This is a genomic window from Streptomyces sp. NPDC048257 (genome assembly GCF_043201855.1).
In the GTDB taxonomy this organism is placed as follows: Bacteria; Actinomycetota; Actinomycetes; order Streptomycetales; family Streptomycetaceae; genus Streptomyces.
On record NZ_JBICZI010000004.1, the window covers coordinates 196,469 to 210,257 of the forward strand.

Genomic DNA, 13,789 nt, shown 5'->3' on the forward strand with positions numbered 1-13,789 from the left:
CTGCGAACCGGATGCGCCCCGCGAGGAGCGCGCCGGATCAGGAGACGCCCAGCTCCTTGGCGTTCGCCTTCAGGTCCTCGATGCCACCGCACAGGAAGAACGCCTGCTCGGGGAAGTGGTCGTAGTCGCCGTCGCAGATCGCGTTGAACGCCACGATCGACTCCTCCAGCGGAACGTCCGAACCGTCCACGCCGGTGAACTGCTTCGCCACGTGGGTGTTCTGCGACAGGAAGCGCTCGACACGACGGGCACGGTGGACAACGAGCTTGTCCTCCTCGCCCAGCTCGTCGATACCGAGGATCGCGATGATGTCCTGGAGGTCCTTGTACTTCTGCAGGATCCCCTTGACGCGCATCGCCGTGGCGTAGTGGTCCGCCGCGATGTACCGCGGGTCGAGGATGCGGGACGTCGAGTCCAGCGGGTCCACGGCCGGGTAGATGCCCTTCTCGGAGATCGGACGGGAGAGAACCGTCGTCGCGTCGAGGTGGGCGAAGGTGGTCGCCGGCGCCGGGTCGGTCAGGTCGTCCGCGGGGACGTAGATCGCCTGCATCGAGGTGATCGAGTGACCACGGGTCGAGGTGATGCGCTCCTGGAGGAGACCCATCTCGTCGGCCAGGTTCGGCTGGTAACCCACCGCGGAGGGCATACGGCCGAGCAGGGTCGACACCTCGGAACCCGCCTGGGTGTACCGGAAGATGTTGTCGATGAAGAACAGCACGTCCTGCTTCTGCACATCGCGGAAGTACTCCGCCATGGTCAGACCGGCAAGCGCGACGCGCAGACGGGTGCCCGGGGGCTCGTCCATCTGACCGAAGACAAGCGCCGTCTTGTCGATGACGCCCGAGTCGGCCATTTCCTCGATGAGGTCGTTGCCCTCACGGGTACGCTCACCGACGCCCGCGAACACCGACACACCGTCGTGGTTGTTGGCGACGCGGTAGATCATTTCCTGGATCAGAACGGTCTTGCCGACACCGGCACCACCGAACAGACCGATCTTTCCACCCTTGACGTACGGGGTGAGAAGGTCGATGACCTTGACGCCGGTCTCGAACATCTCGGTCTTCGACTCGAGCTCGTCGAAGCGAGGGGCCTTGCGGTGGATCGGCCAGCGCTCGGTGACGTTGGCGTTCTCCTCCGGGTAGTTCAGCACCTCACCGAGGGTGTTGAACACCTTGCCCTTGGTGAAGTCACCGACGGGGACGGTGATGCCCTCGCCCGTGTCGGTCACCGGGGCCTGGCGGACCAGACCGTCGGTCGGCTGCATCGAGATGGTACGGACGAGGCCGTCACCCAGGTGCTGCGCGACCTCGAGGGTCAGCGTCTTGAGCTTGCCGTCCTCGGCCGGGTCTGCGACCTGGACCTTGAGGGCGTTGTAGATCTCGGGCATGGCGTCGACGGGGAACTCCACGTCGACGACCGGGCCGATGACCCGGGCGACGCGGCCCGTGGCGGCGGCCGTCTCAACAGTGGTCGTCATTACTTGTCACTCCCCGCGGTCGCGTCAGCCATGGCGCTCGCGCCACCGACGATCTCGCTGATTTCCTGGGTGATTTCGGCCTGGCGGGCCGCGTTGGCAAGCCGGGAGAGGCTCTTGATGAGGTCTCCGGCGTTGTCGGTCGCCGACTTCATCGCGCGGCGGCGGGCGGCGTGCTCGGAAGCGGCCGACTGCAGCAGTGCGTTGTAGATGCGGCTCTCGACGTAGCGCGGCAGAAGGGCGTCGAGGACGTCCTCCGCCGACGGCTCGAAGTCGAACAGCGGAAGGATCTCGCCCTTCGCGCCGGTCTCCTCCTCTGCCTTGTCGAGGCTGAGCGGCAGCATCCGGCCGTCGACCGCGTTCTGCGTCATCATCGACACGAATTCCGTGTAGACGACGTGCAGCTCGTCGACGCCGCCCTCGGCCGTGTCCAGCTGGATGGCCTCGATCAGCGGTCCGGCGACGCGCTTGGCGTCGGCGTAGGCCGGGCTGTCGGTGAAGCCGGTCCACGAATCCGCGACCTTGCGCTCGCGGAACCCGAAGTAGGCGACACCCTTGCGGCCGACGATGTACGTGTCGACCTCCTTGCCCTCAGCGCGCAGCCGCTCGGTGAGCCGCTCCGCCTGCTTGATGGCGTTCGAGGAGTAGCCACCGGCCAGACCGCGGTCGCTCGTGATGAGCAGGATCGCGGCACGGGTCGGCTGCTCGACCTCGGTCGTCAGGGCGTGCTTGGTGTTCGAACCGGTCGCCACCGCGGTCACCGCACGGGTGAGCTCGGTCGCGTACGGCATCGACGCCGCCACCTTGCGCTGCGCCTTGACGATGCGCGAGGCGGCGATCATCTCCATCGCCTTGGTGATCTTCTTGGTCGCCGTGATGGCACGGATGCGACGCTTGTAGACCCGGAGCTGCGCTCCCATGAGTCAGGTCCCTTCCGTCGTCACTTGGAGACGTTGACGGCCGGTGCGTCCTCGCCCAGGAGCTTGCCGTCCGAGGTCTCGAACTGGCGCTTGAAGCCGGCGATGGCGTCCGCGATGGAGGACAGGGTGTCGTCCGACATCTTGCCGCCGTCGGCGATGGAGGTGAGGAGGTCCTTGCGCTCGCGGCGCAGGTGCTCCAGCAGCTCCGACTCGAAGCGACGGATGTCGTTGACCGGGACGTCGTCCATCTTGCCGGTGGTACCGGCCCAGACGGAGATGACCTGCTCCTCGACGGGCATCGGCTGGTACTGGCCCTGCTTCAGCAGCTCGACCAGACGCTTGCCGCGCTCCAGCGAGGCCTTCGACGCGGCGTCCAGGTCGGAACCGAAGGCGGCGAACGCCTCCAGCTCGCGGTACTGGGCGAGGTCCAGGCGCAGACGGCCGGAAACCTGCTTCATGGCCTTGTGCTGGGCGGAGCCACCGACGCGGGAGACCGAGATACCGACGTTCAGCGCCGGGCGCTGGCCCGCGTTGAACAGGTCGGACTCCAGGAAGCACTGGCCGTCGGTGATGGAGATGACGTTGGTCGGGATGAACGCCGACACGTCGTTCGCCTTGGTCTCGACGATCGGCAGACCGGTCATCGAACCGGCGCCCATGTCGTCGGACAGCTTCGCGCAGCGCTCCAGCAGACGGGAGTGCAGGTAGAAGACGTCACCCGGGTAGGCCTCGCGGCCCGGCGGGCGGCGCAGCAGCAGCGACACGGCGCGGTAGGCGTCGGCCTGCTTCGACAGGTCGTCGAAGATGATCAGGACGTGCTTGCCGGCGTACATCCAGTGCTGGCCGATGGCGGAACCGGTGTACGGCGCCAGGTACTTGAAGCCGGCCGGGTCGGACGCCGGGGCGGCGACGATCGTCGTGTACTCGAGCGCACCGGCGTCTTCCAGGGCGCCGCGAACGGACGCGATGGTCGAGCCCTTCTGGCCGATGGCGACGTAGATGCAGCGCACCTGCTTGTTCACGTCGCCCGAGCGCCAGTTGTCGCGCTGGTTGATGATCGTGTCGACGGCCAGAGCGGTCTTACCCGTCTGACGGTCACCGATGATCAGCTGACGCTGGCCGCGGCCGACGGGCACCATGGCGTCGATGGCCTTGTAGCCGGTCTGCATCGGCTCGTGCACCGACTTACGGACCATGACGCCCGGAGCCTGCAGCTCCAGGGCGCGACGGCCTTCGGTCGCGATCTCGCCGAGACCGTCGATCGGGTTGCCGAGCGGGTCGACGACACGGCCGAGGTAACCCTCGCCGACGCCGACAGAGAGCACCTCACCGGTGCGCTGCACCGGCTGGCCCTCCTCGATACCGCTGAACTCGCCGAGGACGACCGCACCGATCTCGCGCTCCTCGAGGTTGAGGGCGAGACCGAGGGTGCCGTCCTCGAACTTCAGCAGCTCGTTCGCCATGGCGGAGGGCAGGCCCTCCACCTTCGCGATGCCGTCGCCGGCAACGCTGACCGTTCCGACCTCCTCGCGCGAGGCCGCGTCCGGCTGGTACGACTGGACAAAGTTCTCCAGTGCGTCCCGGATCTCCTCCGGCCGGATCGTGAGCTCCGCCATCTGGGTTCCCTGCTCTCCTTGTTGGGCCTGAAGCTTCTTAGGGGTCTGGGGGCGACCCCCAGGAATCTTCTGCAAGTTCTGCACGGCCCAACCGGGCCGCTAGGAATGCTTTTGTTCTTTTGGTGGCTGGTCAGCCGGCCATGCGGCGCGACGCCTCGGCGAGGCGGTCCGCGATGGTGCCGTCGATGACCTCGTCGCCGACTCGCACCGAGATCCCGCCGAGGACCTCGGGGTCCACGTCGAGGTTCAGGTGCATCTGGCGGCCGTACAGCTTGGCCAGCACAGCGCCGAGACGCGACCGCTGCACGTCGCTGAGCGGAACCGCGCTGGTCACAGTGGCGACCATGCGGTTGCGGCGCTCGGCGGCGAGCGTGGAAAGGGACTCGAGTCCCGCTTCCAGGCTACGTCCACGCGGCTGCGTGACAAGACGGACCACCAGGCGCTCGGTGACGGCGTTCGCCTTGCCGCCGAGCAGGCTGCGCAGCAGCTCGCTCTTGGCGGAGGCGGTGGCCGCACGGTCGGTCAGCGCCGCACGCAGCTCGGTGTTCGAGGAGACGATCCGGCCGAACCGGAAGACCTCGTCCTCGACGTTGTCGAGCGCGCCCGTCTGCTGGGCCGCCGTGAGGTCGGCGGTGGCCGCCAGCTCCTCCAGCGAGTCCACCAGGTCACGGGACTGCGACCAGCGGGACCGGACCATGCCGGACACCAGGTCAAGGGTTTCCCCGCCGACCTGGCCGCCGAGCAGCCGACCGGCCAGCTCGGCCTTGGCCTCGCCGGACTGCGCCGGGTCCGTGACGACCCGACGCAGCGAGACCTCACGGTCGAGCAGCGCGGTGACGGCAGCCAGCTCGCCGGCGAGCTTCGCCGCGTCGACGGACGTGTTGTCCGTCAGCGCGTCGAGACGCTCACGTGCGGAGGCCAGCGCCTCGCGGCTCGCTCCGTTCATCGGGCCGCCTCGGCCTTCTCCTCGAGCTCGCTGAGGAAGCGGTCGATCGTGCGGCTCTGCCGGGCGTGGTCCTCAAGGGACTCGCCGACGAGCTTTCCGGCCAGGTCGGTGGCGAGCTTGCCCACGTCCTGACGCAGCGCCTGAGAGGCGGCCTTACGGTCGGCCGCGATCTGGGCGTGGCCGGCAGCGATGATCTCCTCACGCTGCCGCTGGCCCTCTGCGCGCAGTTCTTCCTTGAGCGCAGTGCCCTGCTCCAGCGCTTCCTGGCGCAGGCGCGCGGCCTCGTGCCGGGCTTCGGCGAGCTGGGCCTTGTACTGCTCCAGGACGCTCTGGGCCTCGGTCTGAGCGGCTTCCGCCTTCTCGATACCGCCCTCGATGGCCTCGCGGCGCTCGTCCAGAACCTTGTTGATGTTCGGGAGGAGCTTCTTCGCGAGGAAACCGAAGACGATGACGAAGGCGATCAGACCGATGACGAGCTCGGGGATCGGCGGAACGAGGGGGTTCTCTCCACCCTCAGCCGCGAGAACCAGGAGGTTCACATCAGTGCCTTTCGTCGGTTCGGACTAGTGATCGCGGTTCGTCAGCTGTAGACGAACGGCATGACCAGACCGATGAGGGCGAGCGCCTCACAGAAGGCGAAGCCGAGGATCTGGTTGGCGCGGATCAGACCGGCAGCCTCGGGCTGACGGGCGAGGGCCTGCGTGCCGTTACCGAAGATGATGCCGACGCCGACGCCGGGGCCGATGGCCGCGAGACCGTAACCAACGGAGCTGAGGGAGCCGGTGACGGCGGCAAGGGTCTGGGACATGCCAGTTCTTCCTTCTCTTTCACGGACCGGTGGGGGTTGGCCACCGGACGAATACGGGGGGGCTAAGCGGGGCGGGCCTGGCTCAGTGGTGCTCGGCGAGCGCGCCCTGGAGGAAGCTGCAGGCCAGGAGGACGAAGACGTACGCCTGGACAGCCTGGATGAAGAGCTCGAACGCGGTCATCACGATGACCATGACGAACGAGACGCCCGCGTAAGCGATGCCGATCCCGTTCAGCAGGTACCAGCTGGCGATGGTGAACAGCAGCAGCAGGGTGTGACCGGCGAACATGTTCGCGAACAGTCGGACCGCGTGCGTGAACGGGCGGACCAGGACGTTCGAGAAGAACTCGATGACCATGACCAGCGGCAGGACCGGGCCGAGCGACTTGTCGTAGCCGGTCAGGTTCTTGAAGCCACCGACGAAGCCGTGACGCTTGAACGTCACGCTCATCCAGATCACATAGACGATCAGGGCGAGACCGGCCGGGTAGGCGATGATCGAGGTCACCGGGAACTGGGCGAGCGGAATGATCGACCAGAGGTTCATGACCCAGACGAAGAAGAAGATCGAGACCATCAGGGGGACGTACTTCTCGCCCTCCTTCTTGCCCAGCGTCTCGTAGACGATGCCGCGGCGCACGAAGTCGTAGCCGGCCTCGGCGACCATCTGCAGCTTGCCCGGGACGACCTTCGGCTTCCGGAACGCGGCCCAGAAGAAGCCGACGATGATGACCGAGCCCAGCAGGGCCAGGAGCATCGTCTTGTTGAAGTAGAAGTTGCTGTCCGCGTCGCCGAAGATCGGCTGGAACAGGAACGAGTGCAGGCCGGGAGCCGGGAAGCCACAACCGTCGAAGATGTGGCAGTCGGTCTCGAAGGCGAGCACCGTCGTCGGGTCAGCACTCACCGCGGGCTCCTTCAGCGTGGCGCATAGGTACGGCAACCTCGTTGTGTCGGCGCGGCGAGCAGCCGCTGTTCGGCACTGGACTGGTGTTACGGATGATGGGGCGGCGATCAGGCATCGAGCCTCGCGATGGGACAGGCGTCAGCTCAGATGCCCGCGCCCGCAGTGCCGCAGTTGGCACCGGACGATAGCAGGATCTCGAACGCCCGCTTATCCCGGCCCTACCCTTCACGACTTCGGCCCCGGATTTTCGGGCTTGCTGCCCGTCGTCGAGTCCGGTTCGACGTAAAGAATCTTGGCCTTCATATGAGCACGCGTCTGCGCGCCGATCCACACCAGGGTGGTGGCGACGAGCGTGATAGCGAAGGCCTTGGGGTGGAACAGCGTGGTGTTCTTGAACGCCGCGACAAAGACGAAAAGCAGCAGGATCTGGGCCGTGTAGAGCATGAGCCCCATGGCCTGGAAGAGGTGCGGAAGCGATTTCGCCGTGCGCTGCAGAACGACGAATCCGATACCCATGAACAAAATCACGACCAGCGTCGCGACGACAGCTCCGACTGCACCCTTGCTGCCGACGACCAACGCGCTGATCACGGCGGCGATAGCGCCGGCGGCAGCGGTGGGTACGGCGGCTTGCAGGAGGAGTCGGACGTCATCTGACCGCATGGCGGTTTGCTCCGCGTGGTGGTGGGGGCACTGGACTCGTACGGGACGAGCGTAAGCCCGGTCCGAGAGGGAACCTCGGGCCAAGGAACCGTCGCACTACGGTCCTTCGGCTCGGTCGCCGGGTTTAGTGAACGGTATCACAAACTATTTGATGAGAGCTTTACCTGCTGGGTGTGCCGACTGTCACACATGAGAGTGACCCTGCGCGTGTGTGCGCGACCGCCAGGCACCTTGTCTGGTAAAGGCCATCCATGTCGGACATGCACCCCCGCCGTCAGCGGGTGGATTCAGCCTTACGCCGGTCGGGGAAGCGCGAACGGGGGCCCACGGCGGTCGCGCCGTTGACGCCGGAGACGCCGGCGGCGATGGGCCTCGCGGGCTCCGGTTCCGTGCCCGAGGTGTCCTGTGCGGCGGCTTCGGCCGCGCGTTCGGCATGGCGGTAGCGCGGCGGAACCAGACCCTCCGCCCAACGCGGGGCGCGCGGGGTGAAGCGCGGCAGGAGCAGCAGGATCAGGCCGACCGCGCTCAGCACGGCGATCGCCAGCACGATCCACATCGTGGCGGAATGCACCGAGTAGGCCACCGTGCCGAAGGCGATCAGCCCCGACCAGAAGTACATGATCAGCACCGCGCGGCTGTGCGAATGACCGAGTTCCAGCAGCCGGTGGTGGAGGTGCCCGCGGTCGGCCGCGAAGGGCGACTGGCCCTTCCAGGTCCGCCGGACGATGGCCAGAACCAGGTCCGCCATCGGGATCGCAATGATCGTCAGGGGCAGGATCAGCGGGATGAAGACCGGGAGCATCGCGTGCGTCGCGTTGCGCTCGCCCTGCGCGTACAGGGCCAGGGCGTCGGGGTCCACCTGACCGGTGATGGAGATGGCCGCGGCGGCGAGCACCAGACCGATGAGCATCGAGCCGGAGTCGCCCATGAAGATCCGGGCGGGATGCATGTTGTGCGGCAGGAAGCCGAGGCACATGCCCATCAGGATCGCGGCGAAGAGGGTGGCCGGCGCGGCCGCCTCGATGCCGTACCCGAACCAGATCCGGTACGCGTAGAGGAAGAACGCGGCCGCGGCGATGCAGACCATGCCGGCGGCGAGCCCGTCGAGGCCGTCGACGAAGTTCACCGCGTTGATGGTGATCACGACGAGCGCGACGGTGAGCAGGTTGCCCTGCCACTGGGTGAGCGCGACCGTGCCGATGAAGGGCACCGGGATCCACAGGATGGTCAGGCCCTGCATGACCATCACGCCGGCGGCGATCATCTGTGCGCCGAGCTTGATGAGGGCGTCGATCTCGAACTTGTCGTCGAGGACACCGATCAGCCAGATCAGGGCGGCGCCGGAGAGCAGCGCCCGTGGTTCGTTCGACAGCTCGAAGACGCCGTTGAGGTTCTTCAGGTGGTCGGCGACCAGCAGACCCGCGCACAGACCGCCGAACATGGCGATGCCGCCCAGCCGTGGCGTGGGCTCGCGGTGCACGTCGCGGGCGCGGATCTCCGGCATGGCCCCGGCCGCGATCGCGAACTTCCGCACGGGCCCGGTCAGCAGGTAGGTCACCGCGACCGTGACGCAAAGCGTCAGCAGATATTCACGCACGGGCTGCCCCAGATGTATCGCCGGCCATCTCAGCCCCACACATTAGCTGCGATGTCACCTCCTCCGAGGACGCGAGGGGGCGGTATCCCGGTTCCAGTACGCCCCGCTTGCCCCGCTTACTCACCGTAAGGGGGAAATCCCATCGTGAGCTCGCCGACCTCCGTACGTGTTTTCACGCCATCCCCGTCCAGCGCCGCGGCGAACATTGCCGCGATCCGGACCATCTCCGCCTCCCCCATCCCCTGGGTGGTCACGGCGGCCGTCCCCAGCCGGATGCCGCGCTGGTCCCCGTACGGGAGGGCGCAGGTGTCCAGCACGATCCCGGCGGCCGCCAGCCGGCCGCGGGCGGTCGGGCCGTCCACACCCAGCGGCGCCGGGTCCGCGGTGATCAGGTGCGTGTCCGTGCCCCCGGTGGTGACGGCGAACCCGTGCTCCTGGAGCGCGCCCGCCAGCGCCCGGGCGTTGGCGACGACCCGGTGGGCGTACGTGGTGAAGGCGGGCCGGGCCGCCTCCCCGAAGGCCACGGCCTTGGCGGCGATGGTGTGCATCTGGGCCCCGCCCTGGGTGAAGGGGAACACCGCCCGGTCGATCCGCTCGGCGTACTCGGCGCCGCACAGCACCATCCCGCCGCGCGGCCCGCGCAGCACCTTGTGCGTGGTCGCGCAGACGATGTCGGCGTACGGGACGGGGCTGGGCGCGGCCCCGCCGGCCACCAGCCCGATCGGGTGGGCGGCGTCCGCGATGAGGTAGGCCCCGACCTCGTCGGCGATCTCCCGGAAGGCGGAGTACTCGGGGTGGCGGGGGTAGGAGATGGAGCCGCACACGATCGCCTTGGGCCGGTGGGCGTGGGCGAGGCGCTGGACCTGCCGGTAGTCGATGAGACCGGTTTCGGCGTCGACCCCGTAGCCGACGAAGTCGAACCACCGCCCGGAGAAGTTGGCGGGCGACCCGTGGGTGAGGTGGCCCCCGTACGAGAGCCCCATCGCCAGCACGGTGTCCCCGGGCCGCAGCAGGGCGGCGTACGCGGCCAGGACGGCGGAGGAGCCGGAGTGCGGCTGCACATTGGCGTGCTCGGCCCCGAAGAGTGCCTTGGCCCGCTCCACGGCGGTCCGCTCGGCCAGGTCGGCGTACTCGCACCCGCCGTGGTGCCGGGCGCCCGGGTACCCCTCGGCGTACTTGTTGGCGAGCGCGGACCCGAGCGCGGCGAGCACGGCGCTCGAGGTGAAGTTCTCCGCGGCGATCATCTGCAGGGTGCCGGCCTGCCGCTGCCGCTCCCCGGCGAGTACGTCGGCCATCTGCGGGTCCTGCATGCGCAGCAGGTCCGTGGGCTGGGTGATGACGCTCATGGCGCGACTCCATGGGTACCGGGTACCAGCCACTGTAGGCCTGTGGGCCCCGGCGTGCCCGGTCAGCGCGGCGCGGGTGCCCCGTCGCGTCGCGGGTGCCCCGTCAGCGCGGAGTGGTCACGCCCGTCAAGGCCGTCACCACCGGATCCAGGGCCTGGTTGATCTCGTCGCCGATCGAGCGGAAGAAAGTGATGGGGGCCCCGTACGGGTCGTACACCTCGTCCGCGTCGGGCGACGGCGCCAGCAGCCAGCCGCGCAGCGCCGCGGCGGCCCGGACCAGGGCCCGCGCCCGCTCCGCCATGCCGTCGTCCAGCGGCGGCAGGGTGGCCGGGTCTATCGCCCGCACCAGGCGGGTGAACTCCTTCAGCGTGAAGGTGCGCAGACCCGCCGAGTGGCCCATCGAGATGACCTGGGCCCGGTGGTCACGGGTGGCGGTCAGCACCAGGTCCGCGCGTATGACGTGCTCGTCCAGCAGCTCCCGGCCGGTGAACCCGGACGCGTCGGCACCGAAGTCCGCCAGCACGGCGGCCGCGTTCGCCTCCATCGGGGCGCCCTCGTGGCCCCAGGTGCCGGCGCTCTCCACGATGAGGTCGCCGGTGACGGGGCCGCCGAGGCGGTGCGAGAGGGCATGCCGCGTCAGCCGCTCGGTGATCGGCGAGCGGCACACGTTCCCGGTGCTGACGTGGAGTATGCGGAAAGTGTTTCCCCCGGCTACCGCCGGGCGGTGTCCCCCTGCTATGCCACGCCCCTCAGGGCTCACGGGGCGACCTCGAGGTCGGGTACGACCTCCCGCAGCTGGTCTGCGGTGAGCGCCCCCTCGCGCAGCAGGACGGGAACCTTCCCGGTGACGTCGACGATCGACGACGGCTGGATGCCGGGCGTCGGGCCGCCGTCCAGGTACACGGACACGGAGTCCCCGAGCATCTCGCGCGCGGCGTCGCAGTCCTCGGGCGCCGGGTGCCCGGACAGGTTGGCCGAGGACACCGCCATCGGGCCGACCTCGGTCAGCAGCTCGATCGCGACGGGGTGCAGGGGCATGCGTACGGCCACGGTGCCCTGGGTGTCCCCCAGGTCCCACGCCAGCGAGGGCTGGTGCTTGGCGACCAGGGTCAGCGCGCCCGGCCAGAAGGCGTCGACGAGCTCCCAGGCCTGCTCGGAGAAGTCCGTGACGAGGCCGTGGAGCGTGTTCGGCGAGCCGATGAGCACCGGGGTGGGCATGCCGCGGCCGCGGCCCTTGGCGGCCAGCAGGTCGTGGACTGCCTCCGGGCTGAAGGCGTCCGCGCCGATCCCGTACAGGGTGTCGGTGGGCAGCACGACGAGCTCGCCGCGACGCACGGCGGATGCGGCTTCACGCAGACCCGTCTTACGGTCCGTCGCGTCGTTGCAGTCGTATCGCCGGGCCATCAGCGGGCCTCCTCGTGCAGCAGGGGGGTGGCGGAAATCGTCGCGCCGGTCACGGCAGAGCCTTGCGGGCGGTCGCGAAGCGCGGGCGGTTGTTGAGGTCCGGGTGGTCTGCCGCGTCGGCCCAGCCCCGCTCCTCGGCGAAGATCCACGGGACCTGGCCGCCCTGGGTGTCGGCGTGCTCGATGACGACGATGCCGCCGGGCCGCAGCAGCCGGTGGGCGGTGCGCTCGATACCGCGGATGGTGTCGAGGCCGTCCTCGCCGGAGAAGAGCGCCATCTCCGGATCGTGGTCGCGGGCCTCGGGGGCGACGTACTCCCACTCGGTGAGCGGGATGTACGGCGGGTTGGAGATGACCAGGTCGACCTGGCCGTCGAGCTCGGGCAGCGCGCTCAGGGCGTCGCCCTGGTGGACGGTGACCCGGGAGCCCTCGGCGTTCTTGCGCGTCCACCGCAGGGCGTCCTCGGACAGCTCGACCGCGTGCACGCGCGAGCGCGGCACCTCCTGGGCCATGGCCAGCGCGATCGCGCCGGAGCCGGTGCACAGGTCCACGATCAGCGGCTCGACGACGTCCATCGCGCGGACGGCGTGTATGGCCCAGTCCACGACCGACTCGGTCTCGGGCCGGGGTACGAAGACCCCGGGCCCGACCTGGAGCTCCAGGTACCGGAAGAAGGCGCGGCCGGTGATGTGCTGGAGCGGCTCGCGCGCCTCGCGGCGGGCGACGGCCTCCCAGTAGCGGGCGTCGAAGTCCGTGTCCTTGACGTGGTGCAGTTCCCCCCGTTTGACGCCGTGCACGAAGGCGGCGAGCTCCTCCGCGTCGAAGCGCGGTGAGGGCACGCCGGCGGCGGCCAGCCGCTGGGTGGCCTGGGCCACCTCGGCAAGCAGCAAGTTCACGCTGGTCCTCCGGGCTACTGTCGTACGGGGGGGGTGGTACGGGGGTCAGGTCAGTGCGCGGCCGCGAGCTTGGCCGCGGAGTCCGTGTCGACACAGGCCTGGATGACCGCGTCGAGGTCACCGTCGAGCACCTGGTCCAAGTTGTACGCCTTGAAACCGGTCCGGTGGTCCGAGATCCGGTTTTCCGGGTAGTTGTACGTACGGATCTTCTCGGAACGGTCCACGGAGCGCACCTGGCTGCGGCGCACGTCCGAGGCCTCCTGCTCGGCGGCCTCCTGCGCGGCGGCGAGGAGCCTCGAGCGCAGGATACGCATGGCCTGCTCCTTGTTCTGGAGCTGGCTCTTCTCGTTCTGGCAGGAGGCGACCACACCGGTCGGGAGGTGCGTGATGCGCACGGCCGAGTCGGTGGTGTTGACGGACTGGCCGCCGGGGCCGGAGGAGCGGTACACGTCGATGCGGAGGTCGTTCATGTTGACCTCGACCTCGACCTCCTCGGCCTCCGGGGTGACGAGCACGCCGGCGGCGGAGGTGTGGATGCGGCCCTGGGACTCGGTGGCCGGAACGCGCTGGACGCGGTGCACGCCGCCCTCGTACTTCAGGCGGGCCCACACGCCCTGGCCGGGCTCGGTGGCGCCGTTGCCGCCCTTGGTGCGGACGGAGACCTGGACGTCCTTGTAGCCGCCGAGCTCGGACTCGGTGGCGTCGATGATCTCGGTCTTCCAGCCCACGCGCTCGGCGTAGCGCAGGTACATGCGCAGCAGGTCGCCGGCGAACAGCGCCGACTCGTCGCCGCCCGCGCCCGCCTTGACCTCGAGGAGCACGTCCTTGTCGTCGCTGGGGTCGCGCGGAACGAGCAGCAGACGGAGCTTCTCGGTGAGCTCCTCGCGCTGCGCGCTCAGTTCCTTGACCTCGGCGATGAAGTCGGGGTCGTCGGCCGCGAACTCCTTGGCCGTCTCGATGTCCTCGGCGGACTGCTTCCAGGCACGGAAGGTCGCAACGATCGGGGTCAGTTCCGCGTAGCGCTTGTTCAGCTTGCGCGCGTTGGCCTGATCCGAGTGGACCGAAGGGTCGGCGAGCTTCGTCTCGAGGTCGGCGTGTTCGCCGACCAATTCCTCGACCGCTTCGAACATCGGGGGACTCCTGGGGTGAAAGTGCGAGGGGACTGCACGGGGGACGTGGCGGAACGACGACAAAGGCGCCGGTCCGGCCGCCC

At 68.9% G+C, this 13,789-nt stretch carries 14 protein-coding genes; all 14 read right to left on the reverse strand.

Annotated features, from left to right (window positions below):
- Positions 1 to 37: 37 nt before the first annotated feature.
- On the reverse strand, positions 38 to 1,480 hold the full coding sequence (atpD, locus tag ACGFZK_RS11475; protein ID WP_215148872.1) for a F0F1 ATP synthase subunit beta: 1,443 nt from the start codon (positions 1,478 to 1,480) through the stop codon (positions 38 to 40).
- The gene (locus tag ACGFZK_RS11480) at positions 1,480 to 2,397 is read right to left on the reverse strand and encodes a F0F1 ATP synthase subunit gamma (RefSeq protein ID WP_266614941.1); all 918 of its coding nucleotides are present in this window, start codon (positions 2,395 to 2,397) and stop codon (positions 1,480 to 1,482) included. Before ACGFZK_RS11480 ends, atpD begins: the two co-directional genes overlap by 1 nt.
- Before the next feature lie 20 nt (positions 2,398 to 2,417).
- Positions 2,418 to 4,013: a F0F1 ATP synthase subunit alpha gene (gene atpA / locus ACGFZK_RS11485; RefSeq protein WP_393848650.1), complete on the reverse strand. Its 1,596-nt coding sequence runs from the start codon at positions 4,011 to 4,013 to the stop codon at positions 2,418 to 2,420.
- Positions 4,014 to 4,143: 130 nt separating this feature from the next.
- Positions 4,144 to 4,959 (reverse strand): F0F1 ATP synthase subunit delta, encoded by an 816-nt coding sequence (locus ACGFZK_RS11490; protein ID WP_393848651.1) that lies wholly within the window; start codon positions 4,957 to 4,959, stop codon positions 4,144 to 4,146.
- The gene (locus tag ACGFZK_RS11495) at positions 4,956 to 5,498 is read right to left on the reverse strand and encodes a F0F1 ATP synthase subunit B (RefSeq protein WP_393848652.1); all 543 of its coding nucleotides are present in this window, start codon (positions 5,496 to 5,498) and stop codon (positions 4,956 to 4,958) included. The genes ACGFZK_RS11490 and ACGFZK_RS11495 overlap by 4 nt, the downstream gene beginning before the upstream one ends.
- Positions 5,499 to 5,539: 41 nt before the next feature.
- Positions 5,540 to 5,767, reverse strand: coding sequence for an ATP synthase F0 subunit C (atpE, locus tag ACGFZK_RS11500; protein WP_030386954.1), 228 nt, complete (start codon positions 5,765 to 5,767; stop codon positions 5,540 to 5,542).
- A gap of 82 nt (positions 5,768 to 5,849) precedes the next feature.
- Positions 5,850 to 6,686, reverse strand: coding sequence for a F0F1 ATP synthase subunit A (atpB, locus tag ACGFZK_RS11505; RefSeq protein WP_393848935.1), 837 nt, complete (start codon positions 6,684 to 6,686; stop codon positions 5,850 to 5,852).
- Positions 6,687 to 6,896: 210 nt separating this feature from the next.
- Positions 6,897 to 7,334, reverse strand: a complete 438-nt coding sequence (locus ACGFZK_RS11510) for a hypothetical protein (protein ID WP_393848653.1) — start codon at positions 7,332 to 7,334, stop codon at positions 6,897 to 6,899.
- A 274-nt stretch (positions 7,335 to 7,608) separates the two neighbouring features.
- Positions 7,609 to 8,931: an MraY family glycosyltransferase gene (locus ACGFZK_RS11515; RefSeq protein WP_393848654.1), complete on the reverse strand. Its 1,323-nt coding sequence runs from the start codon at positions 8,929 to 8,931 to the stop codon at positions 7,609 to 7,611.
- 116 nt (positions 8,932 to 9,047) lie between these two features.
- Complete coding sequence (glyA, locus tag ACGFZK_RS11520) at positions 9,048 to 10,277, reverse strand: serine hydroxymethyltransferase (RefSeq protein WP_393848655.1); 1,230 nt, start codon at positions 10,275 to 10,277, stop codon at positions 9,048 to 9,050.
- A 103-nt stretch (positions 10,278 to 10,380) separates the two neighbouring features.
- A complete protein-coding gene (locus tag ACGFZK_RS11525) occupies positions 10,381 to 11,037 on the reverse strand; it encodes a protein-tyrosine-phosphatase (protein WP_393848656.1) in 657 nt (218 codons plus the stop codon).
- Positions 11,034 to 11,681 carry an L-threonylcarbamoyladenylate synthase gene (locus ACGFZK_RS11530; RefSeq protein ID WP_030720925.1) on the reverse strand — a complete coding sequence of 216 codons (648 nt, stop codon included), beginning with the start codon at positions 11,679 to 11,681 and terminating at the stop codon, positions 11,034 to 11,036. Before ACGFZK_RS11530 ends, ACGFZK_RS11525 begins: the two co-directional genes overlap by 4 nt.
- A 49-nt stretch (positions 11,682 to 11,730) precedes the next feature.
- Entirely contained in the window at positions 11,731 to 12,576 is an 846-nt protein-coding gene (gene prmC, locus ACGFZK_RS11535; protein WP_327383224.1) for a peptide chain release factor N(5)-glutamine methyltransferase, read from the reverse strand.
- Between the two features lie 50 nt (positions 12,577 to 12,626).
- Positions 12,627 to 13,706: a peptide chain release factor 1 gene (prfA, locus tag ACGFZK_RS11540; RefSeq protein WP_393848657.1), complete on the reverse strand. Its 1,080-nt coding sequence runs from the start codon at positions 13,704 to 13,706 to the stop codon at positions 12,627 to 12,629.
- Positions 13,707 to 13,789 lie beyond the last annotated feature (83 nt).

Coding starts and splice junctions, on each gene's coding strand:
- atpE (WP_030386954.1), bottom strand. CDS start 5,767: ATGTCCCAGACCCTTGCCGCCGTCACCGGCTCCCTCAGCTCCGTTGGT.
- ACGFZK_RS11510 (WP_393848653.1), bottom strand. CDS start 7,334: ATGCGGTCAGATGACGTCCGACTCCTCCTGCAAGCCGCCGTACCCACC.
- prfA (WP_393848657.1), bottom strand. CDS start 13,706: ATGTTCGAAGCGGTCGAGGAATTGGTCGGCGAACACGCCGACCTCGAG.
- glyA (WP_393848655.1), bottom strand. CDS start 10,277: ATGAGCGTCATCACCCAGCCCACGGACCTGCTGCGCATGCAGGACCCG.
- atpD (WP_215148872.1), bottom strand. CDS start 1,480: ATGACGACCACTGTTGAGACGGCCGCCGCCACGGGCCGCGTCGCCCGG.
- ACGFZK_RS11530 (WP_030720925.1), bottom strand. CDS start 11,681: ATGGCCCGGCGATACGACTGCAACGACGCGACGGACCGTAAGACGGGT.
- ACGFZK_RS11480 (WP_266614941.1), bottom strand. CDS start 2,397: ATGGGAGCGCAGCTCCGGGTCTACAAGCGTCGCATCCGTGCCATCACG.
- atpA (WP_393848650.1), bottom strand. CDS start 4,013: ATGGCGGAGCTCACGATCCGGCCGGAGGAGATCCGGGACGCACTGGAG.
- ACGFZK_RS11490 (WP_393848651.1), bottom strand. CDS start 4,959: ATGAACGGAGCGAGCCGCGAGGCGCTGGCCTCCGCACGTGAGCGTCTC.